The organism is Pseudonocardia hispaniensis (genome assembly GCF_042658695.1).
GTDB lineage: Bacteria > Actinomycetota > Actinomycetes > Mycobacteriales > Pseudonocardiaceae > Pseudonocardia > Pseudonocardia hispaniensis.
This window is the reverse complement of sequence record NZ_JBHSQW010000004.1, coordinates 21,872-42,530: the sequence shown is the minus strand read 5'-3', so window position 1 is coordinate 42,530 and position 20,659 is coordinate 21,872. Positions and strand designations below refer to the sequence as shown.

17 protein-coding genes and 2 pseudogenes are annotated in these 20,659 nt (G+C 71.3%); 9 read left to right on the top strand and 10 right to left on the bottom strand.

From position 1 onward, the window contains the following. Nucleotides 1-100: 100 nt before the first annotated feature. The gene (locus tag ACFQE5_RS02155; protein WP_379582135.1) at nt 101-538 is read right to left on the bottom strand and encodes an OsmC family protein; all 438 of its coding nucleotides are present in this window, start codon (nt 536-538) and stop codon (nt 101-103) included. A 131-nt stretch (nt 539-669) separates the two neighbouring features. Continuing rightward, a complete protein-coding gene (locus ACFQE5_RS02150) occupies nt 670-1,155 on the bottom strand; it encodes a L,D-transpeptidase (protein WP_379582133.1) in 486 nt (161 codons plus the stop codon). Nucleotides 1,156-1,384: 229 nt separating this feature from the next. Here ACFQE5_RS02150 and glmU point away from each other — a divergent pair, with 229 nt between their 5' ends. The 6 genes from glmU (at nt 1,385) to pth (ending at nt 6,443) form a co-directional block, all read left to right on the top strand. Next, on the top strand, nt 1,385-2,983 hold the full coding sequence (glmU, locus tag ACFQE5_RS02145; RefSeq protein ID WP_379582131.1) for a bifunctional UDP-N-acetylglucosamine diphosphorylase/glucosamine-1-phosphate N-acetyltransferase GlmU: 1,599 nt from the start codon (nt 1,385-1,387) through the stop codon (nt 2,981-2,983). 5 nt (nt 2,984-2,988) lie between these two features. Continuing rightward, entirely contained in the window at nt 2,989-3,960 is a 972-nt protein-coding gene (locus ACFQE5_RS02140) for a ribose-phosphate diphosphokinase (RefSeq protein ID WP_379582147.1), read from the top strand. A 170-nt stretch (nt 3,961-4,130) separates the two neighbouring features. Next, nucleotides 4,131-4,337 carry a CbtB domain-containing protein gene (locus ACFQE5_RS02135; RefSeq protein WP_379582129.1) on the top strand — a complete coding sequence of 69 codons (207 nt, stop codon included), beginning with the start codon at nt 4,131-4,133 and terminating at the stop codon, nt 4,335-4,337. Nucleotides 4,338-4,356: 19 nt separating this feature from the next. Further along, nucleotides 4,357-5,088, top strand: coding sequence for a CbtA family protein (locus ACFQE5_RS02130; RefSeq protein WP_379582127.1), 732 nt, complete (start codon nt 4,357-4,359; stop codon nt 5,086-5,088). Nucleotides 5,089-5,234: 146 nt separating this feature from the next. Beyond that, nucleotides 5,235-5,855, top strand: coding sequence for a 50S ribosomal protein L25/general stress protein Ctc (locus ACFQE5_RS02125; protein WP_379582124.1), 621 nt, complete (start codon nt 5,235-5,237; stop codon nt 5,853-5,855). Nucleotides 5,856-5,858: 3 nt separating this feature from the next. Then, nucleotides 5,859-6,443 (top strand): aminoacyl-tRNA hydrolase, encoded by a 585-nt coding sequence (gene pth, locus ACFQE5_RS02120; RefSeq protein WP_379582121.1) that lies wholly within the window; start codon nt 5,859-5,861, stop codon nt 6,441-6,443. A gap of 98 nt (nt 6,444-6,541) precedes the next feature. Here pth and ACFQE5_RS02115 read toward each other — a convergent pair whose 3' ends face one another. Then, complete coding sequence (locus ACFQE5_RS02115) at nt 6,542-8,221, bottom strand: fatty acyl-AMP ligase (RefSeq protein ID WP_379582119.1); 1,680 nt, start codon at nt 8,219-8,221, stop codon at nt 6,542-6,544. Nucleotides 8,222-8,259: 38 nt separating this feature from the next. Here ACFQE5_RS02115 and ACFQE5_RS02110 point away from each other — a divergent pair, with 38 nt between their 5' ends. Next, nucleotides 8,260-9,606 carry a M20/M25/M40 family metallo-hydrolase gene (locus ACFQE5_RS02110; protein ID WP_379582117.1) on the top strand — a complete coding sequence of 449 codons (1,347 nt, stop codon included), beginning with the start codon at nt 8,260-8,262 and terminating at the stop codon, nt 9,604-9,606. A gap of 25 nt (nt 9,607-9,631) precedes the next feature. Here the strand turns inward: ACFQE5_RS02110 and erm are convergent. The 7 genes and pseudogenes from erm to metG form a co-directional block, all read right to left on the bottom strand. Continuing rightward, nucleotides 9,632-10,363 (bottom strand): annotated as a pseudogene (erm, locus tag ACFQE5_RS02105) (23S ribosomal RNA methyltransferase Erm); the annotation flags it as partial. Nucleotides 10,364-10,492: 129 nt separating this feature from the next. Next, nucleotides 10,493-12,292, bottom strand: coding sequence for an ABC-F family ATP-binding cassette domain-containing protein (locus tag ACFQE5_RS02100; RefSeq protein ID WP_379582115.1), 1,800 nt, complete (start codon nt 12,290-12,292; stop codon nt 10,493-10,495). Nucleotides 12,293-12,467: 175 nt separating this feature from the next. Then, nucleotides 12,468-13,439 (bottom strand): 4-(cytidine 5'-diphospho)-2-C-methyl-D-erythritol kinase, encoded by a 972-nt coding sequence (locus tag ACFQE5_RS02095; RefSeq protein WP_379582113.1) that lies wholly within the window; start codon nt 13,437-13,439, stop codon nt 12,468-12,470. A 9-nt stretch (nt 13,440-13,448) separates the two neighbouring features. Beyond that, a complete protein-coding gene (rsmA, locus tag ACFQE5_RS02090; RefSeq protein ID WP_379582111.1) occupies nt 13,449-14,369 on the bottom strand; it encodes a 16S rRNA (adenine(1518)-N(6)/adenine(1519)-N(6))-dimethyltransferase RsmA in 921 nt (306 codons plus the stop codon). A gap of 95 nt (nt 14,370-14,464) precedes the next feature. Continuing rightward, the gene (locus ACFQE5_RS02085; protein ID WP_379582109.1) at nt 14,465-15,901 is read right to left on the bottom strand and encodes a transglycosylase family protein; all 1,437 of its coding nucleotides are present in this window, start codon (nt 15,899-15,901) and stop codon (nt 14,465-14,467) included. Between the two features lie 193 nt (nt 15,902-16,094). Next, complete coding sequence (locus tag ACFQE5_RS02080) at nt 16,095-16,979, bottom strand: TatD family hydrolase (protein ID WP_379582107.1); 885 nt, start codon at nt 16,977-16,979, stop codon at nt 16,095-16,097. An 80-nt stretch (nt 16,980-17,059) separates the two neighbouring features. After that, the gene (metG, locus tag ACFQE5_RS02075; RefSeq protein ID WP_379582105.1) at nt 17,060-18,850 is read right to left on the bottom strand and encodes a methionine--tRNA ligase; all 1,791 of its coding nucleotides are present in this window, start codon (nt 18,848-18,850) and stop codon (nt 17,060-17,062) included. A 94-nt stretch (nt 18,851-18,944) separates the two neighbouring features. Here metG and ACFQE5_RS02070 point away from each other — a divergent pair, with 94 nt between their 5' ends. Both ACFQE5_RS02070 and ACFQE5_RS02065 read left to right on the top strand, forming a co-directional pair. Continuing rightward, entirely contained in the window at nt 18,945-19,427 is a 483-nt protein-coding gene (locus ACFQE5_RS02070) for a cation:proton antiporter regulatory subunit (RefSeq protein ID WP_379582103.1), read from the top strand. Beyond that, nucleotides 19,427-20,622: pseudogene (locus tag ACFQE5_RS02065) on the top strand (cation:proton antiporter). Before ACFQE5_RS02070 ends, ACFQE5_RS02065 begins: the two are co-directional and overlap by 1 nt. The last annotated feature ends 37 nt before the right edge of the window (nt 20,623-20,659 follow it).

Below are 20,659 nucleotides of genomic sequence, written 5' to 3'. Positions count from 1 at the left end.
GGCTTACAGGTGCAGACACACACTCCACCGGATGATCAATCAGCGCTCGCCACTACCACAGTCACCACGCCGAGTGACCACGAGGTTTCACAACACTCTCTCAGGCGAGCGCGGCGTCCAGCGTGATCGTCGTGCCCGCCAGTGCCTTGCTGACCGGGCAGCCGTCCTTCGCCGCCTGCGCGGCCTTGTCGAAACCGGCGGCGTCGAGGCCGGTGACCTCGCCGCGGACGGTGAGTGTGATCCCGGTGATCGCGAGACCGCCGTTGGGATCCGGGCCAAGCGTCACATCCGCGGTGACGTCGAGCGACTCCGGGGTACCCCCGGCCTCGGCGAGGAACGCCGACAACTGCATGGCGTAGCAAGACGCGTGCGCCGCGGCGATGAGCTCCTCGGGACTGGTGGTGCCGTCGGCGGCGTCGGCCGTTCGCTTCGGGAAGCTGACCCGGTAGGTGCCGACGCCGCTGCTGCTCAGCTCGACCTGCCCGGAGCCTTGCTCCAGCGTGCCGTTCCAGGCCGTGCGTGCGGTGCGTGTGGGCATGGGTCCTCCCGGCTCGCTGCTCCACCCACTACAAACCCCGCGGATCCGAGCGCTACACCCGCCCCCGGGGCGATGCGACAACCGGTCAGTCTACTACGGCAAACGGCATATTTTCGCGGACCAGCGGTCGGTCAGCGGACCTGCACCGAATCGTTGACCTGGAGGAAGCGGTAGAACGCCTCGGCCTCCGCGGCGGCGAGCCGAACACAGCCCGCGGAGGGTGTCGCCAGGTTGCCCTGGTGAAAGGCGATGCCCCCCGGGGCGAAGAACACCGCCCACGGCATGGGCGCATTGTTGAACTCCGCGCTGCGATGGTCCTTGTGCTTCCACTCCACCCGGAAGTCGCCGAGCGGCGTCTCGTGCCCAGGGCCGCCCGAGCTGACCGGAACCGGCCCGCGCACGACAGTCCCGTCCTCGATCAGCCACGCCTGTTGTGTGGCAAGTGACACACACGCCCGCGCGGTGATGGTGCACGGCGTGCCCTCGGCGAGCACCTGATCCGCCACGGCGTGCCCGACGCCAACCGGCCCCAGGGTGCCCGCCCCCACCAGCCCTGCCGCCGCGGCAGCGCGGATCGCCTGCGCCCGAGGACGCCGTGACGTGCTGTGCTTGCCCATCGACTTCCCTTGATCCGCACCGGCCGGCCGTGCGGCTCAACGACCGACTCGGCGCGGCGGTTACGCGTGGATCCGAACCTCGGTTGGCGGGGGCGCCGCCGTCGACCCGACGCCGTAGGATTCATGCGTCCGGACGCCGAGTTCCGCCGAGAGCATCGCTGGACGAGCGGTTCGCCGCCGTCCGGACCGGTGTCGATGTGCGGACGCAACGACCTGAGGAGTGCGGCCCATGTCCGATCGTCCCGACGGGCCCGATCGACCCGACGGGGCCCGCGAGCCCGTCGGCTCGGCGGACCCGAACGCGACGACACGACCTGCGGCAGCCGTGGTACTCGCCGCGGGCGAGGGGACGAGGATGCGCTCGGTCGTCCCCAAGGTGCTGCACCCGATCGGCGGGCGCAGCCTGCTGAGCCATTCCGTGCACGCCGTCGCCGCCCTGGAGCCGGAGCACCTCGTGGTGGTCGTCGGTCACGCCCGAGAACAGCTCGACGACGCCATCCGCGGCCTCGGCGAGCGACTGGATCGCCCGATCATCACGGCCGTGCAGGAGCAGCGCCGCGGCACCGGGGACGCGGTCCGATGCGGGCTCGCCGCCCTGCCCACCGGATTGACCGGGACCGTGCTCATCACCTACGGCGACGTCCCGCTGCTCGACCGGGACACCCTCGCGTCGCTGCTCACCGAGCACTCCAGCAGCGGTGCGACCCTGACCGTGCTGACCACCGAGTTCACCGACCCGACGGGCTACGGACGCATCGTGCGGTCGGACGGCGCGGTCCGCGCGATCGTGGAGGAGTGCGACGCGACCCCGCAGCAGCGCGCGATCACCGAGGTCAACGCGGGGGTGTACGCCGTCGACGCCGCCTTCCTCGGCTCGGCCATCGGCAGACTCCGCGCGCACAACGCGCAGCAGGAGCTGTACCTGACCGACCTGGTCGCGATGGCCGCCGACGAGGGCGCCCTCGTCGGCACGGTTGGCTGCCCGGACACCTGGCGGGTCTGCGGTGTCAACGACCGGGTGCAGCTCGCCGCGATCCGCGCCGAGCTCAACCGCCGGCTGCTGGAGGACTGGATGCTCGCCGGGGTCACCGTGGTCGATCCCGCGACGACCTGGGTCGATGTACAGGTGCGGCTCGCTCCCGACGTCGTGTTGCACCCGGGGACCCAGCTGCACGGCAGCACGGTCGTCGGGGCCAGTGCCGAGATCGGGCCCGACACCACGCTCACCGACTGCGAGGTCGGAGCCGGCGCCACCGTCGTGCGGACCCACGGCAGCTCCTCGGTGATCGGCCCCGGCGCCTCGGTCGGCCCGTTCGCGTACCTACGGCCCGGGGTACGGCTCGGCGAACGCGGCAAGATCGGCACGTTCGTCGAGGTGAAGAACGCCGACATCGGCACCGGAAGCAAGGTCCCGCACCTGACCTACGTGGGCGACGCCTCGATCGGCGAGATGAGCAATATCGGGGCCGCGTCGGTGTTCGTGAACTACGACGGGGTCACCAAGCGCCGCACGATCATCGGTTCGCACGTGCGCACCGGGTCGGACACGATGTTCATCGCGCCGGTGCACGTCGGCGACGGGGCGTACACGGGTGCGGGGACCGTCGTGCGTGAGGACGTTCCACCGGGGGCGCTCGCGGTGTCGGCCGGACCACAGCGCACCATCGTCGGGTGGGTTCGGCGCAAGCGGCCGGGCACACCGGCGGCCGAGGCCGCCGAACGCGCCGACGCAGCCAGGGCGTCGGCGGCCAACGGTGCGACGCCCGAAGCTCCGGAGGCGGTCGTCGCGGACGAGGCCGGCAACGCCGGTCGAGGAGGAACACGGTGAGCTCGATGTCGGCCACCCCCAAGAAGAACCTCATGCTCTTCTCCGGGCGGGCCCATCCAGAACTGGCTGAGCAGGTGGCCAAGGAGCTCGACGTCACGATCACCCCGCAGGCGGCGTACTCGTTCGCCAACGGCGAGATCTTCGTGCGCTTCGAGGAGTCGGTGCGCGGCTGCGACGCGTTCGTCCTGCAGTCGCATTCGGCCCCGATCAATGATGCGATCATGGAGCAACTGATCATGGTGGACGCGCTGAAACGCGCGTCGGCCAAGCGGATCACCGTGGTCATGCCGTTCTGGGGCTATTCCCGCCAAGACAAGAAGCACCGCGGCCGGGAGCCGATCTCGGCCCGGCTCGTCGCCGACATGTTCAAGGTCGCGGGCGCCAACCGGATCATGACGATCGACCTGCACACCGCGCAGATCCAGGGCTTCTTCGACGGCCCGGTGGACCACCTGTTCGCGCTGCCGGTCCTCGCCGACTACATCAAGAAGACCTACTCCGACCGCGAACTCGCCGTCGTCTCCCCCGACTCGGGCCGGGTGCGGCTCGCCGAGCGCTGGGCCGAGACGCTCGGCGGCACACCGCTGGCGTTCATCCACAAGACCCGCGACCCGCGGAAACCGAACGAGGCCACCGCCAACCGCGTCGTCGGCGAGATCGAAGGCCGCACCTGCGTGGTGATCGACGACATGATCGACACCGGTGGCACCGTGGCGAAGACGGTCGAGGTTCTGATGCAGGACGGCGCGGCCGAGGTGATCGTCGCGGCGACCCACGGCGTGCTCTCCGGGGCCGCCACCAAGCGACTCGCCAGCTGCGGCGCACGTGAGGTGATCTTCACCGACACCCTGCCGATCCCCGACCCGAAGCGCTTCCCGCACATGACGGTGCTGCCCATCGCGCCGCTGCTGGCCCGCGCGATCCATGAGGTGTTCGACGACGGCTCGGTCACGAGCCTGTTCAACGGCAACGCCTGACCACCACGGCAGACCCCGCCCGGGCTGGTCCGCACGGGTGTCACCCTCCGGAACGGCTTTCGGGCCTTCGGGAGGGCGTTGAAACGCGCCCGTTGACAGCGCGTCCCCACCCCCGCCACAATCATCTGAGCACATGTTCATGTGTATGCGCTCGCTGCCAGGAGGTTCGAATGGCCCAGGTCGCCATCCCGGCCGTCTCCCCGGTGCCCGTACCACTGCGCGAGGTCCTGCCGTGGGCGGTGTTCGCCGGTGTGATCCTGCTGGGCCTGCTGTACCTGGTCGGGCTGGACCAGGGCGCCACGTCGCTGGTCTCGGGCAGCATGCTCCACGAGTTCCTGCACGACGGCAGGCACCTACTCGGCCTCCCCTGCCACTGACGGCCGGACGGCGGCGGCGATGGTGCGGATGCTGCTGGTCCGCGGCATGATCGCCGGGGCCGTGGCGGGGCTCGCGGCGCTGGTGTTCGGCTTTGTCTTCGGCGAGCCGGGCATCGAGGGCGGCATCGCGTTCGAGGACCGCCACGCGACCCACGCCGGGGTGGATCTGGTCGGCCGCGGCGTGCAGAGCACCCTCGGCCTCGCCGTGGCCCTCGTCCTCTACGGAATCGCCATCGGCGGGATCTTCGCGCTGGTCTACGCGGTGCTATACGGCCGGCTCGGACGGCTGAGCCCACGGGGCAGTGCCGCGGTGCTGGCGCTGGTGGCCTTCCTCGCGGTGATCGTGGTGCCGTTCGTGAAGTACCCGGCCAACCCGCCCGGCGCCAGCGACCCGGACACGATCTCCGAGCGCACCGCTTTCTACCTGGCGATGGTTCTGGCCTCGGTCGCGCTCGCCGCCGCCGCGACGATGCTTGGCCGCAAGCTGGCCGGACGGCTCGGGGCGTGGAACGCCTTCCTCGTCGCCGTCGCGACGTATCTCGTTGCCATCGGCCTCGTGATGCGTGCGCTGCCCCCGGTCGACGAGGCACCGCCCGGGTTCCCGGCGACCGTGCTGTACGAGTTCCGGCTGGCCTCACTCGGCGCCCAGCTCACCTTCTGGGCCGTTCTCGGGCTCGTGTTCGGCGCCGTCGTCGACCGCGGTGGACGACGCGCCGACCGGGGCGCAGGGATGCGCTCGGGGGCGCCCTGATCGACGTTTTCGGCACGCGTATCCTCATCGGAGTTCCGCGGCGAGGGTGGGCGGTGTTCCTGGCCCACCGTGATCGACGCCGGGCCGATACCGGTTCCTCGTCGCGCGTTCCACTTCCGTTCCACGCCTGATCGAGGAGAACCACCGTGGCCGAGGCCCGCATCGACGCCGAGACCCGCACCGAGTTCGGCAAGGGCGCCGCCCGCCGGACCCGTCGGGCCGGCAAGATCCCCGCCGTGCTCTACGGGCACGGCACCGACCCGCAGCACCTTGCGCTCCCGTCACTCGAGTTCGCCCGCGTCGTCCGCGAGCAGGGCCGCAACGCCGTGCTTGAGATCAACATCGACGGTTCCGCCCCGCAGCTGGCGCTGACCAAGACCGTCGTCGTGCACCCCATCCGGCCCTACATCGAGCATGTCGACCTGCTCGTGGTCAAGCGCGGTGAGAAGGTCGCCGTCGAGGTCCAGGTCATCGTCACCGACGACCCGGCGCCCGGAACCCTGGTCACCCAGGAGGTCAGCACCGTCGAGATCGAGGCGGAGGCGCTGAACATTCCCGAGCACCTCGAGGTCTCGGTCGCGGGTGTCGAGGCCGGCACCCAGTTCCTGGCCGGCGACCTCACCCTGCCGGACGGCGTGACGCTTCGCACCGACCCAGAGCAGCTCGTCATCAACGTGGTGGCCGCGCCGACCGCCGAAGAGCTCGAGGGCGAGGCCCCCGCCGCCGAGGAGGCTGCAGCGCCCGAGGCCCCCGCCGCGGAGAGCTGATCCGTGGCGTCGGGCCCTGCCCTGGTGGTCGGGCTCGGCAACCCGGGCCCCGGCTACGCCGAGACCCGGCACAACGTCGGCTTCCGGGTCGTCGAGTCGCTCGCGACCCGGGTCGGCGGCGGCCGATTCAGCAAGCACCGATCGAACGCCGACGTGCTGGAGGGGCGGCTGGGTGGACGCCGGGTCGTCCTGGCCAAGCCGCGCACCTTCATGAACCTGTCCGGCGGGCCGGTCGCCGGGCTGCTGACGTACTTCTCAGTGCCCGTCGCGGACCTCGTCGTCGTGCATGACGACCTGGACCTCGGCTTCGGCGTCGTCCGGCTCAAGCGCGGCGGCGGCGAGGGTGGGCACAACGGGCTGCGGTCGATCAGCGGATCCATCGGGACGCGCGACTACCTGCGCGCCCGGTTCGGGATCGGTCGCCCGCCCGGCCGCCAGGACCCGGCCGACTTCGTGCTCAAACGCTTCTCCGCGACCGAGCGCAAGGACCTGGACCTGGCGGTCGACCTGGCCGCCGATGCGGTCGAGGCGCTCCTGGCCGAGGGTCTGGAACCGGCGCAGAACCGGTTCCACGCCCTCTCCGGCTGACCCACACCACCCGGATCCAGCGACTCGGTCGCAGAAATACCGCGACTCGGTCGCAGAAATACCGCGACTCGCGCACGGAAATACCGCGACTCGCGGGGCTATGGGCGGGTGGTGGCCAGCAGATCGCCGGTGGCGGCGCGGCGCAGCTTGCCCGAGGGGGTCTTGGGCAGGCTGCCCGGCGCCAGCACGACGACGTCGGCGGGGCGAACACCGGTCGCCGACACCACCCGTGCCGTCACGTCCTTGCGGATGAGCCGCTCGGCCTCGGCCTCACCCGCCCCCCGCGACTCCACCACCACCAGGAACGACTCGCGGTGGCGGGTGTCGTCGGCCACCAGCCGGACCGCGACCACGTTCCCGGCGCGCACCCCGTCGGCCGCCGCGGCGGCGCGCTCGATGTCGGTCGGATAGATGTTGCGGCCGGCCATGATGATCACGTCCTTGCGGCGCCCGCAGACCACGACCGCACCGCCGGCGAGATAGCCCTCGTCCCCGGTGTCGAGCCACCCCTCGGCATCCTGCGCGCTCCTCGGACCCTCCACGGTCAGGTAGCCGGGGGTCACCGACTCCCCGCGCAGCTGCAGCACCCCGACCTCACGTTCGCCGAGCACGGTGCCGTCATCGCCGACCACCCGCACCTCCAACCCGGCCAACGGCGGACCGAGCAGCGGGAACCGGCGAGCCACCGCGGCGCCCTCGGCGACGGTCGGGACAGCCCGGCGACCGGCCTCGAGCTCCTCGGCGTCGATGCGATCGATCTCCAGACCGACGTCGCAGGGCGCGAACGAGACCCCCAGCGCCGTCTCGGCCATCCCGTAGGCGGCCACCACCGCCTCCCGGCGCAGCCCGAACCGGGCGCCCGCGCGGGTGAACGCCTCGACGGCATCGGGGTCGACCGGCTCGGCGCCGTTGAGTGCGAACCGCAGGGTGGACAGATCGAGCGAACCCTCGTCGGCCTTGGCGAGCTGACGGCCCAGAACCGCGTAGGCGAAGTTCGGCGCCGCGGTGACCGTCCCGCCGTAGGACGAGATCAGCTGCGCCCACAGCAGCGGGCGGGTCAGGAAGTCGGCCGGGGTGACGGTGACCAGTTCCAGGCCGGTCACCATCGGGACGGTCAGGAAACCCACCATCCCCATGTCGTGGAACAGCGGCAGCCACGACACCATCACGTCGCGCTGCGGGTCGAGCCGCGACGCCTCGACCATCGCGGTGATGTTGGCGTACAGATTGCGGTGAGTGATCCGCACCGCCTTGGGATGCGCCGTCGAGCCGCTGGTCAGCTGCAGCAGCGCGGTGTCGTCCTCGGCCGCGACGTCCGCCGAGGGCTCGGCGACCGGGTCGGCCGCGGCCAGCTCGTCGATCACCCGGAAGGCGATCCCGCGTTCCTCCAGCACCGGGGCCAGGGCCTCGAACGGGGCGCCGAGTAGCACCAGCTCGGCCCCGACCATCTCCAGCACGGTGACGGTGTCCGCGGCCCAGCGTGCGAGGTCGGTGCGTGCGGTGGGCTGGTGGAGCATCGTCACGCTTCCGGCACAGAGCCATACGGCCTGTGCGGCGGGGGCGATCGCGGCGGGCTCGCCGGCCAGCACCGCGACGGCCGCGCCCGGGCGCAGCGGCGGCACGCCGGGCGCGCCCGCCCGCAGGGTCGCCGCCATCCGCAACGCCGTCTCGTGCACCTGCGGCCAGGTGCGTCGCACCGGCTCTCGGGGTTCACCGGTGGTTATACCGCGATCGGATCGGTGGGCAGCGTCCAGCAACATCGCGAGAAACCGGGACATGACCCAGAGGGTACGGCCCACGCGTACCATCGGGCGGCGTGTCGGACCAGCAGATCGCTGCCGCTGTCACGGCAGAACTCGCCGCCGCCCGAGCAGACCTCGAACGCCTGGTACGCATCCCCAGCATCTGGGCCGATCCGGCGCATGCGCAGGACACCCGGCGTAGCGCGGAGGCCGTCGCCGAACTCGCGCGCGGGGCCGGTGCGGCCGCCGTGCGGATCGTGGCGGCCGACGGCGGCGCACCGGCCGTCATCGCCCACTGGCCCGCCCCGGACGGCCAGCCGACGGTCCTGCTGTACGCGCACCATGACGTCCAGCCCACCGGCGGCGACGAGCATTGGACCAGTCCCCCGTTCGAGCCCACCGAGCGCGAGGGGCGGCTGTACGGCCGTGGCGCCGCCGACGACAAGGCAGGCGTGATGACCCACCTCGCGGTGCTGCGCTCCTACGGGGGCCGCCCGCCGGTCGGGGTCACGCTGTTCATCGAGGGCGAGGAGGAGTCCGGCTCCCCGACGCTGTCCGCGCTGCTGCGCGAGCACCATGCCGAGCTGGCCAGCGACGTCATCGTGATCGCGGACGCCGCGAACCCCGCCGTCGATGTCCCGGCCCTGACGACGAGCCTGCGCGGGTTGGTGGACGTGATCGTCGAGGTCGCGATGCTGGAGCGGCCGGTGCACTCCGGCGTCTACGGCGGACCGGTGGGGGATGCGCTCACCGCGCTGTGCGTCGCGCTGGGGTCGCTGCACGACGAGAAGGGCGAGGTCGCCATCCCCGGGCTGGCGCGCTCCGCCTCCGACGCCCCCGACCTGGACGAGGCGACCTTCCGCGCCGACGTCGGCCTGCTCGACGGGGTCGAACTGCTGGGCACCGGGACGATCCCCGACCGCACCTGCTACCAGCCGGCGGTCGCCGTGCTGGGCATCGACGCGCCGCGGGTCGACGAGGCGGCGAACGTCCTGCTCCCCCGGGCCAGGGCGATGGTGAGCCTGCGACTGGCCCCCGGCGAGGACACAGCGACGGCGCAGCGGGCACTGGCCGAGCACCTGAAGGCACACGTGCCGTGGGGCGCGCAGGTCACGGTCACCCCGGGGACCGGCGTCGCCGAGCCGGTCCGCCTGGTGAGCACCGGAACCGCCTACGACGCGGCCCGCCGCGCGTTCGCGGCGGCCTACGGCAACGACACGGTCGAGATGGGCATCGGCGGGTCGATCCCGTTCATCGCCGAGTTCGCGCGCACCTTCCCCGGCGCCGAGGTGCTCGTCACCGGGGTCGGCGACCCGGCCAGCCGCTGGCACGGCATCGACGAGAGCCTGCACCTGGAGATGTTCGGCCGCGGGGTGCTGGCGGAGGCCTATCTGCTCGCTGCGCTCGCCCGCGCGCGGTAGGCGGTGCCTCGGCGCGGCCAGATCCTCATCGCGCGACCGCCACCTTCTTCCACAGCTCCGCCCACTGTCGAGGGCTGAGGTCGCGCGGCAGGTCGCGCGGCGCCACCTTGGCCTGGCGGAGCGCTCGTGCTACGTGATCTCGGGACTGGCCGGTCGCGCGCTGGACGATTCGGTCGAGCGAGGCGCCACGTCCGGTGAACACGGCTCGCACGAACCGCTCATAGCGCGCTCGTTGCGCACCGGGAACGAGCGGCACCGCTCGTCGACGGATCTGGATGATGCCGCCGTCGACCCCGGGCCGGGGACTGAAGCCCCACGACGGCACTCGCCCCTGAAGGGCGAAGGTGAACCAGGGTGCGGTCTGCGCGGTCATCATCGTGGAGCCGCCGACCCCCGCGCGTTTGCGAGCGACCTCCCACTGGGTGAGCAGGACAGCATCCGTCCACGTGCCGGAACTCAGCAGGCGGCGCAGGAGCGGGGTGGTGAGATGGAAGGGGAGGTTGCCGACGAGCACCGGTTCACGTAGCGGGTAGGTGAGTGCGTCGGTGTGTTTCACCGTGACCTGAGGCAGGTCGCGTTGCAGTTGTCGTACGCGGTACTCGTCGATGTCGATCGCGGTGAGCGGGCGCCGGAGCCCGGCGAGGGGGCGGGTGAGCGCACCGTCACCGGCGCCGATCTCCAGAATGGGGCCGCTCGTCGCCGCCACGAGTGCGGTGAGGCGAGCGATGGTGGGCCTGTGGGTCAGGAAGTTCTGGCCGAGCGCGCCGTCAGGCGCGGCGGTCGCGCACGGAGAGCGCGTGGGTCACCGTGACCACGCTGAGTGAACATGCCATGACGCGCACCTTATCAAGTCGGCTGAGCCGAGGACGGGCGAAGTCGGCCCGCCCTAGTCGATCAGGTTCTCGGACAGCTCGATCCAGCGTTCTTCGAGTTCGGCTGTCTCGCCCTCGACCGCGCGGAGCTGGTCGGTGAGCTGCTGCAGCCCCGCATAGTCGCTTTGATCGTGGTCAGCCATGCGCTGATGAAGGCTCTTCACCTCGGCGTTGAGCCTGTCGAGGCGACGTTCGATCGACGCGACTTCCTTCTGCGCGGTACGGCGCTCGGAGCCAGAAAGCCCGGATGGGCTCGCACCGGCTTGGGTCACCCTTGGCGTCGCCGGAGCAGGCGCACGGGACGACACCTGCCCCTGGCGCAGACGCAGGTACTCGTCCACGCCGCCGGGCAGGTGCCGAAGCCGGCCGTCGAGAATGGCGTACTGCTGATCGGTGACCCGTTCGAGCAGGTAGCGGTCATGGGACACCACGATCAGTGTTCCCGGCCACGAGTCCAGCAGGTCCTCCATCGCGGCCAGCATGTCCGCGTCAACGTCGTTCGCAGGTTCATCCAGTGCGATGACATTGGGTTCGCTCAGCAACAGCAGCAGTAGCTGAAGCCGCCGCTTCTGCCCACCCGACAACTCACCGACGCGCGTCGACAGATGTTCCCGGGCGAAGCCGAGTCGTTCCAGGAGCTGCGCCGGGGTCAGGTCCTTGCCGTCGATGGTGAACGTCGTCTTGGTGCGGGCCAGAACCTCGCGCACCCGCTCGCCACCGATCTCTGTGAGCTGGGAGAACTGCTGATCCAGCAGCCCGAGTCGCACGGTCTTGCCGCGCTTGACCCGGCCCGAGGAGGGTTGCACCGTCCCGGAGATCAGGCCCAACAGGGTTGACTTCCCGCTCCCGTTCGCGCCGAGGATCCCCGTGCGCTCACCCGGTGCGATCCGCCACGTCACGTCCCGCAGCACCTCGCGGTCGCCGTAGCGCACGCCCGCGTCTTCCAGGTCGATCACGTCTTTACCGAGGCGGGCGACAGCCAGCCGCTGCAGCTCAACGGCATTGCGGACAGGCGGCACGTCCTTGATGAGCTGGTTGGCGGCCTCGATGCGGAACCTCGGCTTGCTCGTGCGCGCCGGCGCACCGCGGCGCAGCCACGCCAGTTCCTTACGCATCAGGTTCTGGCGCTTGGCCTCCGTAGCCGCGGCGATCCGGTCCCGCTCGACTCGTTGGAGCACGTAGGCGGCGTAGCCGCCCTCGAACGGCTCCACGATCCCGTCGTGCACCTCCCACGTCTCGGTGCAGACTTCATCGAGGAACCAGCGGTCGTGGGTGATCACCAGCAGCCCGCCGGCGTTCCTCGACCAACGGTTCTTCAGATGCTCGGCCAGCCAGGCGATGCCCTCCACGTCGAGGTGGTTCGTCGGCTCGTCCAGAGCGATCACGTCCCACTCGCCGACCAGCAGCGCGGCCAGCGCGACCCGCCGCCGCTGACCACCGCTCAGCGCACCGACCCGAGCATCCCAGGGCACATCGGCGACGAGCCCGCCGATCACGTCGCGGATCGCGGCGTCACCCGCCCACTCGTGCTCAGGCCGATCCCCCACGATCGCGTGCCCGACCGTGGTCGCCGGGTCCAGGTCATCGGTCTGCGGCAGCACCCCGAAACGCACACCGCCCCGACGGGTCACCCGGCCGGCCTGCGGTTCGATCAGGCCGCTGAGCATCCCCAGCAGGCTCGACTTGCCATCGCCGTTACGACCGACGATCCCGATCCGGTCGCCTTCCTCGATCCCGACCGTCACCGAGTCGAACACCACCCGCGTCGGGAATTCCAGGTGCAACGCTTCCGCACCCACCAAAGGCACAGCCATCAGCGCGCACCCGCCTTTCCCAGGACAACGCCTGCCCGTCTCGTCTGCCCGCCGCGGGGCCGGGGGCGACCCCGGCGGGCTCCGGACGAAGCCCTCCCGCAGCGGTGGAATGACACGGTCCGAACCCACGGTCCGGCCTGAGTGATGGGGTCGTCGAGCACGGGCACGTCGGGCATCAGGCGTGCACCGGCGGCCACGAACCCGAGGGCGGGTCCGTCGCATCGATCACCCGGGCACCGGGCACCGGGCCGCGCGCCACCCGGACCGTCCGGCACACCCCCGCCCCGGCGAGCTCGGCCGCCACCTCGACGGCGGCATCGGCGTCGGCACACAGAAACGCGCAGCTCGGCCCGGAGCCCGACACGATCCCGGCCAGCGCTCCGGCGGCCACCCCGGCGCGCAACGTGCGCCGCAGATCGGGCGCGAGACTCACCGCGGCGGCCTGCAGGTCGTTGCCCAGCGACAACGCGAGCTGGCGCGGGTCACCCCCGGCCAGCGCCTCCAGCACCGGTTCGACGGGCCGCTCGGGCGGCGCCGGGTTGTCCGACCCGGCCGCCGCGTGACGCAGCCGGTCGAGCTCGCGGTAGACCGTCGGGGTGGAAAGGCCCTGCCGGTGCAGGGCGATCACCCAGTGCTGCGTGCTGCGGGACAGCACCGGGACGACGTGTTCGCCGCGACCGGTGCCCAGCGCGGTCCCCCCGTGCAGGGCGAACGTGACGTCACTGCCGAGGTTCGCGGCCATTCTGGACAGCTCGTCGCGGCTGAGATCGAGCTTCCACAGGGTCGCCAGCGCAAGCAGCGTCCCGGCCGCGTCCGCGCTGCCACCGGCCATTCCGCCCGCCACCGGGATGCCCTTGCGCAGCGTCACCCGCACGTCCGCGGGGCGACCGACGTGGTCGGCGAGCATCGCCACGGCACGCCAAGCCAGGTTGGTCTCGTCCACCGGGACCTCGCCGACGCCCTCGCCGTGCACCTCGATCCCGGGGGCATCGGAGCTCGCCACCGTGACCTCGTCGAACAGGCTCACCGCATGGAACACCGTCACGAGATCGTGAAAACCGTCGCTGCGCAGACCGCCCACGGCCAGGTGGAGGTTGATCTTCCCCGGGACACGCACGGTGACCGGGGACGGAACGGCGGTGAGCACGCACCAACACTACGTGCGTCGCGGGTGGGCCCGCGTCCGCCTCCGCCCGACACCACCTGACCGGCCATCCGGGCCCCGGTCGGGTCGGGCCGCGGCGATCCGCGTGAACTCGGCGATCCCGAGCCGTTCGGCGCGGACGAGCGGATCGATGCCGGCCGCCCGCAGCACCTGCTCGGCGGCCGCGGGCGAGCCGGCCCAGCCCGACAGCGCGGACCGCAACGCCTTGCGGCGCTGCGCGAACGCCGCGTCGACGACGGCGAACACCTCCTCGCGCCGAGCCCCGGCCGGTGGTTCGCGGCGGGTGAAGGCGAGCAGCCCGGAGTCGACGTTGGGGACCGGCCAGAACACCGCGCGCGGCACCGGCCCGGCCCGGTGGGACTGCGCGAACCAGGCCAGCTTCACACTGGGCACCCCGTAGGTGCGGCTACCCGGCTCGGCGGCGAGCCGGTCGACGACCTCGGACTGCACCATGACCAGCCCGTGGCGCACCGCGGGCAGCTCGGCGAGCAGATGCAGCAGCACCGGGACACCGACGTTGTAGGGCAGGTTGGCGACGATCGCGGTGGGTTCCGGGGAGCCGAGTTCGGCCGCCCGCACCCGCATCGCGTCCGCGGTGAGCACCGTGAGCCGGTCGGCCAGCCCCGGCGCCCGGTCGGTGACGGTGCGCGACAGCTGCCCGGCCAGCAGCGGGTCGATCTCGATCGCGTACACCGCCGCGACGGCAGGCAGCAATGCCAGCGTCAGCGAGCCGAGTCCCGGACCGACCTCGACGACGACGTCGTCGTCGGTGAGCTCCGCGGCCCGCACGATGCGCCGCACCGTGTTCGGGTCGTGCACGAAGTTCTGCCCGAGCCTTTTGGTGGGCCGCAGGTCGAGCCCCTCGGCCAGGGACCGGACCTCGGCGGGGCCCAGCAACCGCGAATCGCTCACCTGCCCATCATGTCGGTGGGGATCCGGCTCACCGCGGGCAAGGCCGCACAGGGCGCCGCTCGCATGCGATGAGCGAGGGTGAACACCGGCTCGGCCTACCGCGGCAATCCGAGCTTGCGCGCGCAGGCCGGCCAGGCGCCGTAGCCACCGCGGCCGTCCCGGACCTTGGTGGCCACCGCGATCTGCTCCTCGCGGCTGGCCTGATGCGGCAGCGCCGCGTACTGGGTGCCGCCGTTGGCGCGCCAGGTCTGGGCGTCGAACTGCAGGCCGCCGTAGTAGCCGTTGCCGGTGTTGATCGACCAGTTGCCACCCGCCTCGCACCTGGCGAGCAGGTCCCAGACCCCGCCGTCGGTCACCGCGGGCGCCTGCGGCTTCTCGTCATTGGTACCGAGTCTGACCACACGCGGGGCCGGCGGGGTGCTCGACCCGGCGCGGACCTGTTCGCGCCGAACCTCCTTGCCGTCCTGCACATACACGCGCATGACCGCCGTCTGCTCCCCCGGTCTGCCGGGATCGACGACGCGCCGCTGGCCGCGCGGCAGGTCCGGATCCTCGATGATCTGTTCCGGTGGTGGGGTCCGCTGGATTTCGACGATCTCACCGACTCCGTTGCGCACGACGTGCACCGCCATGCCGTCGGTCAGCTGGGTGTCGCCGCTGGGCACCGCGACGTCGTCCGGGCCGAGCGTGATGCCTCGCTCGGCGAGCAGGCCCGTGACCGTGCCCGCCGTCGTGGTCAGCTGCTCGGGTGCGGCGTCGCCGTCGCTGAGCGCGATCGACCGCGGAATGCGCAGCTCCACCTCGAGGCCGGTGAGCGGGATCGTCGCACGCGGCGACGTCGACATCTGGATCGGTTCGGCGTGCACGCCGATGCCCTCGAGCGCGTCGCTGACCGAGGCCGCCGTGGTCCAGATCTGCCGCGGCTGGCCGCCCTCGACGAGGGTCAGCCTGCGGGCGCGGCTGAGGATGACCTGGTCGCCGTCGGAGAGCTCGGTGCTCAGCGCGGGTTCGACCCGATCCCGTGGAGAGGCGACCAGGCCGGCGGCCTCGAGCGCACCGGCGACATCACCGGCGAACGTGTGCAGAGTTCGGTCCTGGCCGTCGACGGTGACCGTGATCGTCTTGTCCGCGGCCAACGCGGTCGCGCTGCCCGCGGTGAGGGTGATCAGCGTCGCCAGCACCGCGGCCCTGGCCAGCCTGCGCCGGATCCTGCGAGGGCGGTTCGTCGCGGGCTGCTCGACGGCGGGGACGGGGAAGGGCTCGGTGAGCGGCTCGATGTCGATGCGCGGCAACCGCCCGGTGGGCGTCGTGTCGTCGGGGACGAGCGCGACCGGCCCGGTCGGGGGGTCGAGCTCGAGTTCGGCATCTTGGTTCGGCGGCGGACGCTCGTCGAGCGCGGTACTCACGAACCAGCCGGTGTACGGCTCGTCGACCGAAGCGGTCTCCAGCACCGGATCCGGGGTTCGGACCGACCCCAGCCGGGCCCTCGCGGCCCGGCGCTGCGCGCGCGCGGATACGTCGACCACTGGCATCCAGACCTCGTCGGACCGGGCAGGGGAGGCGCGCGGCGACGGTGGCCCGAGGGCAGGATCAGGGGAGCGCCCCGAACCACCGTTCCGCTGCTGGGGAGCGATCCCCACCCCGGCTAGCGATCACAGAACCGTAACGGCGAGTCGGGCCCGTGTCGCAGCAGCGACACAACATGAGCGCCGAGTGGCTATCTCGCTACGATGAGCGAGCATCAGCCGCGGTCGCCGTCTCAGCAACCGCGGCGAGCGGCAGTTCGTCGAGCCCGAATACCCGCTCGGCGTTCAACCGGGTGATCTCGGCCATTTCCCCGTCGGACACTCCGCGCAACGCCGCCAACGCCCGCACCGTCCACGGCAGACAGTAGGGCTCGTTGGCCCGGCCACGATGCGGATGCGGCGTGAGGAACGGTGCGTCGGTCTCGACGAGCAGATGGTCGTCCGGCACGATCGCCGCCGCCTCCTGCAGCGGCTTGGCGTTGCGGAACGTCACCGGACCGGCGAACGAGAGCAGGTAACCCGCGTCGACACATTCCCGGGCCATCGCCGCGTCGCCGGAGAAGCAGTGGAACACGACCGTCTCCGGGGCGCCTTCCTCACGCAGGATGCGCAGCACGTCGTCGTGGGCGTCCCGGTCGTGGATCATCAGTGGTTTGCCGAGCCTCTTGGCCAGGTCGATATGTCTGCGAAACCACTTCTGCTGGGCCTGCGGCGGCGAATGGTCCCAGTAGTAGTCCAGGCCGGTCTCCCCCACGGCGACGACCCTGGGGGCGGCGGCGAGCCGCTCGATCTCGGCGAACTCATCCTCGGTGACGGTCGCGGTGCGCGTCGGGTGCAGTGCGACCGCGGCGGTGACCCGCTCGTCCCACTGCGCGGCCCGCACCACCCAGCGGGCGGCAGCGAGATCGTCGGCGATGGTGACGACCCGGGCGATCCCGACGGCCTCGGCGCGGTCCATCACCTCGACGACGTCGGCGGCGGTTTCACAGCCACAGGCGTCGAGGTGGGTGTGGGCGTCGACGGTCGGGGCAGGGAGCGGCTCCGGGGGCTCGGGTCGCTCCCGCCGCCCGCGTGCCTCGCTCATGCCACCCCTCCCGACCACAACAAAACCGCAGGTAGATGCTACCTGTGAGTGCGTAACAGTGTTAGAACACTGTTACGCACTCACAGTTGGATGGGGGCCCAGTCGGGGCCCGTCTCGCCGAGGCCGGGATCGAGCTTGCCGAAGATCGGGGTCGGCTTGGCCAACGGGCGTCCCACCTCGATCGGCATCGACTCCCAGCGCGCCTGCTCGGCGTCGTAGTCACCCATCAGCACCGGATACGCCGGGCCCTGAGCGAGGTCGGCGACCTCCCGGATCTCGGGCTGCGCCGCCCACACACCCGATCCGCCCATCGCCTCGTGCACCTGCTGCGCCGCATGCGGCAGGAACGGGGTGAGCAGCGTGTTCGCGTCCTGCACGACCTGCAGCGCGGTGTGCAGGATCGTGTCGCGGCGCTCCGGGTCGTCCTTGCGCTTCCACGGCTCCTGATCCGACAGGTACCGGTTGGCCGCCGACACCACGCGCATCGCCTCGGTGACGGCCTGCTTGAACCGGCTACGCCCGAGCGCTTCGCCCACCGTGTCGAAGGCCGCCCGCGACACCGCCAGCAGCCGGTGGTCCGCCTCGGCGGGCGCGGTCGGCCGCGGGATCGCCCCGACGTTCTTGTGCGCCATCGAGATCGAGCGGTTGACCAGGTTGCCCCACTCGTTGGCCAGCTCGAAGTTGATCCGCCGAACGAACTCGTCCCAGGTGAAGTCCGTGTCCTGGTTCTCCGGCCCGGCGACGGAGATGAAGTAGCGCAGCGAGTCCGGGCCGAACTCACGCAGGAAGTCGCCGACGTAGATCACCGTGCCGCGGGAGGTCGAGAACTTCGACCCGCTCATCGTCAGGTACTCGGAGGAGACGACCTCGCTCGGCAGGTTCAGGGCGCCGAACGCGCCGGGCTCGCCGCCCCGGTCGCCGGCGCCGTTCTGGCCGAGCAACAGGGCGGGCCAGATCACCGAGTGGAAGACGATGTTGTCCTTGCCCATGAAGTAGTAGCCCTCGGCCGCCGGGTCGGTCCACCACTGCTTCCAGGCGTCCGGGTCCGGGCCGCGCCGCGCCCACTCCACCGATGCGGACAGGTACCCGATCACCGCGTCGAACCAGACGTAGAGCCGCTTCATCGGCTGGTCGCGCCAGCCGTCCAGCGGCACCGGAACCCCCCAGTCGAGGTCCCGGGTGATCGCCCGCGGCTTGAGGTCGTTCACCAGGTTGGTGGAGAACTTCAGGACGTTCGGCCGCCAGTCCGTGCGGGTGGACAGCCACGTCCCGAGCGAGTCCGCGAACGCAGGCAGGTCGAGGAAGAAATGCTCGGTCTCGACGAACCGCGGCGTCTCACCGTTGATCTTCGACCGCGGGTTGATCAGATCGGCCGGGTCGAGCTGGTTGCCGCAGTTGTCGCACTGGTCGCCCCGCGCGCCCTCGTAGCCGCAGATGGGGCAGGTCCCCTCCACGTAGCGGTCGGGCAGCGTCCGTCCGGTCGACGGGCTGATCGCGCCCATCGCGGTGCGCGGCACCACATAGCCGTTCTTGTACAGGGCCAGGAACAGCTCCTGCACCACCTCGTAGTGGACCGAGGTGGTCGTGCGCGTGAACAGGTCGTAGGACAGCCCGAGGCCCTGCAGGTCGGCGGTGATGACCTTGTTGTACTTGTCCGCGAGCTCGCGCGGCGTCAGCCCCTCGGCGTCGGCCTGCACCTGGATCGGGGTGCCGTGCTCGTCGGTGCCGGAGACCATGAGCACCCGGTCGCCGGTCATCCGGCGATAGCGCGAGAAGACGTCGGAGGGCACGCCGAAACCGGAGACGTGGCCGATATGCCGAGGGCCGTTGGCGTAGGGCCAGGCCACGGCGGTCAGCACGCGGGAGCTCATGGCCCTCAAGCCTAAGCCCCCGGCGAAATCCAATTCCGCCGCGTCCACCGAGGGACGATGCGTGAGCGAGAACCGCGCGACTACCGTTACCGGAGTGAACGTCGAGGTTACGCCCCTACCCGGGATCGGTGTGCGCAAGGACTTCGCGCTTCGCAATGGACGTCGAGTCGGCGTCGTCAACCAGCGCGACGGCAAGATCCGACTGATCGTCTCCAAGCCGGACGACCCGGACGCCTGCGTGGCCGAGCTGTATCTGACCGCCGACGAGGCGAGCGCGCTGGCGAACCTGCTCGGCGCGCCGCAGCTCGTCGCGCAGCTCACCGAGGAGCACCGCGACCTGCCGGGCATCCACACCCGGCAGCTGCCGATCCGCGACGACTCGGTCTTCGACGGGCGACCCCTCGGCGACACCGGCCTACGGACCCGCACCGGCGTCTCGGTCGTGGCCGTGATGCGGGCCGGTCAGGTGAACCCCTCGCCCTCCCCGGACTTCACCCTCGCCGCGGGCGACCTGCTCGTCGCCGTCGGGACCGCCGAGGGCCTGGAGAACGCCAAGAAGATCCTGCTGCACGGCTGATGGGCCATCCTGCACTCGAACTGCTGGAGCTCGGTGCCGTCTTCTTCGGTCTCGGCCTCCTCGGCCGGCTCGCGGGGAAGATCGGTATGTCGCCGATTCCGCTGTATCTGCTCGGCGGGCTCGCCTTCGGCAACGGCGGGTTCATCTCGCTCGGCGACATCGACCAGTTCACCTCGCTGGCCGGCGAGGTCGGCGTCGTGCTGCTGCTCCTGCTGCTCGGCTTGGAGTACACCGCCGCCGAACTGCTCACCGGGCTGCGCCGGTCCTGGCTCGCCGGGCTGCTCGACGTCGTGCTCAACGCCGCGCCCGGCGCCGCGGTCGCGCTGCTCCTGGGCTGGGGACCGGTCGGCGCGCTGGTGATGGCCGGGGTCACCTACATCAGCTCGTCGGGGATCGTGGCCAAGGTGCTCGGCGAGCTCGGCAGGCTGGGTAACCGGGAGACCCCGGTGGTGCTCTCGATCCTCGTGTTCGAGGACCTCGTGATGGCGCTCTACCTGCCGATCCTCGTCACGGTGCTGATGGGCGTGAGCTTTGTCGGCGGGCTCGCCGCGGTCGGCATCTCGGTCACGGTGCTCACCCTGGTCCTGGTCATCGCGCTGCGCTACGGACGGATCGTCTCCGCGATCGTGGACAGCCCGGACCGCGAGGTGTTCCTGCTCAAGGTGTTCGGCGCCGCCCTGCTGGTGGCCGGGTTCGCCTCGGCGATGCAGGTCTCGGCCGCGGTGGGCGCGTTCTTGCTCGGCATCGCGATCTCGGGCTCGACCGCGGAGAACGCCACCAAGGTGCTCGAGCCGCTGCGGGACCTGTTCGCAGCGGTGTTCTTCGTGGTGTTCGGGCTCAACACCGATCCGCGCACGATTCCTCCGGTGCTGCTGTACGCCGTGCTGCTCGCCGTCGTCACCACCCTCACCAAGATCGCCACTGGCTGGTGGGCCGCCCGCAGACAGGGCATCGGCAAGCTCGGGCGGGCCCGGCCGGTGCGGCGCTGGTCGCCCGCGGGGAGTTCTCGATCGTGATCGCCGGGCTCGCGGTGGGCTACGCCGCCGTGCCCGAGCAGCTCGCCGCGCTCGCCACCGCCTATGTATTGATCATGGCGGTGCTCGGGCCGATCGCCGCGCGCTTCGTCGAACCACTCGCGCGGCTCATCCAGCGCAAGCCGAAGTCCGTCGCGGCGGAGGCGCCGAGTTCGACATGAGGGTTGGATGATCATGGGTTTCGAACCCTGACGTCGA

Excerpts from the sequence above, each read along its gene's own strand:
- ACFQE5_RS02135 (WP_379582129.1), top strand. The coding sequence starts at position 4,131 with ATGGCCCAGGTCGCCATCCCGGCCGTCTCCCCGGTGCCCGTACCACTG.
- ACFQE5_RS02100 (WP_379582115.1), bottom strand. The coding sequence starts at position 12,292 with ATGGCTGTGCCTTTGGTGGGTGCGGAAGCGTTGCACCTGGAATTCCCG.
- ACFQE5_RS02140 (WP_379582147.1), top strand. The coding sequence starts at position 2,989 with ATGTCGGCCACCCCCAAGAAGAACCTCATGCTCTTCTCCGGGCGGGCC.
- metG (WP_379582105.1), bottom strand. The coding sequence starts at position 18,850 with ATGAGCTCCCGCGTGCTGACCGCCGTGGCCTGGCCCTACGCCAACGGC.
- ACFQE5_RS02085 (WP_379582109.1), bottom strand. The coding sequence starts at position 15,901 with ATGCCAGTGGTCGACGTATCCGCGCGCGCGCAGCGCCGGGCCGCGAGG.
- glmU (WP_379582131.1), top strand. The coding sequence starts at position 1,385 with ATGTCCGATCGTCCCGACGGGCCCGATCGACCCGACGGGGCCCGCGAG.
- ACFQE5_RS02080 (WP_379582107.1), bottom strand. The coding sequence starts at position 16,979 with ATGAGCGAGGCACGCGGGCGGCGGGAGCGACCCGAGCCCCCGGAGCCG.
- ACFQE5_RS02115 (WP_379582119.1), bottom strand. The coding sequence starts at position 8,221 with ATGTCCCGGTTTCTCGCGATGTTGCTGGACGCTGCCCACCGATCCGAT.
- ACFQE5_RS02130 (WP_379582127.1), top strand. The coding sequence starts at position 4,357 with ATGGTGCGGATGCTGCTGGTCCGCGGCATGATCGCCGGGGCCGTGGCG.
- ACFQE5_RS02150 (WP_379582133.1), bottom strand. The coding sequence starts at position 1,155 with ATGGGCAAGCACAGCACGTCACGGCGTCCTCGGGCGCAGGCGATCCGC.
- ACFQE5_RS02155 (WP_379582135.1), bottom strand. The coding sequence starts at position 538 with ATGCCCACACGCACCGCACGCACGGCCTGGAACGGCACGCTGGAGCAA.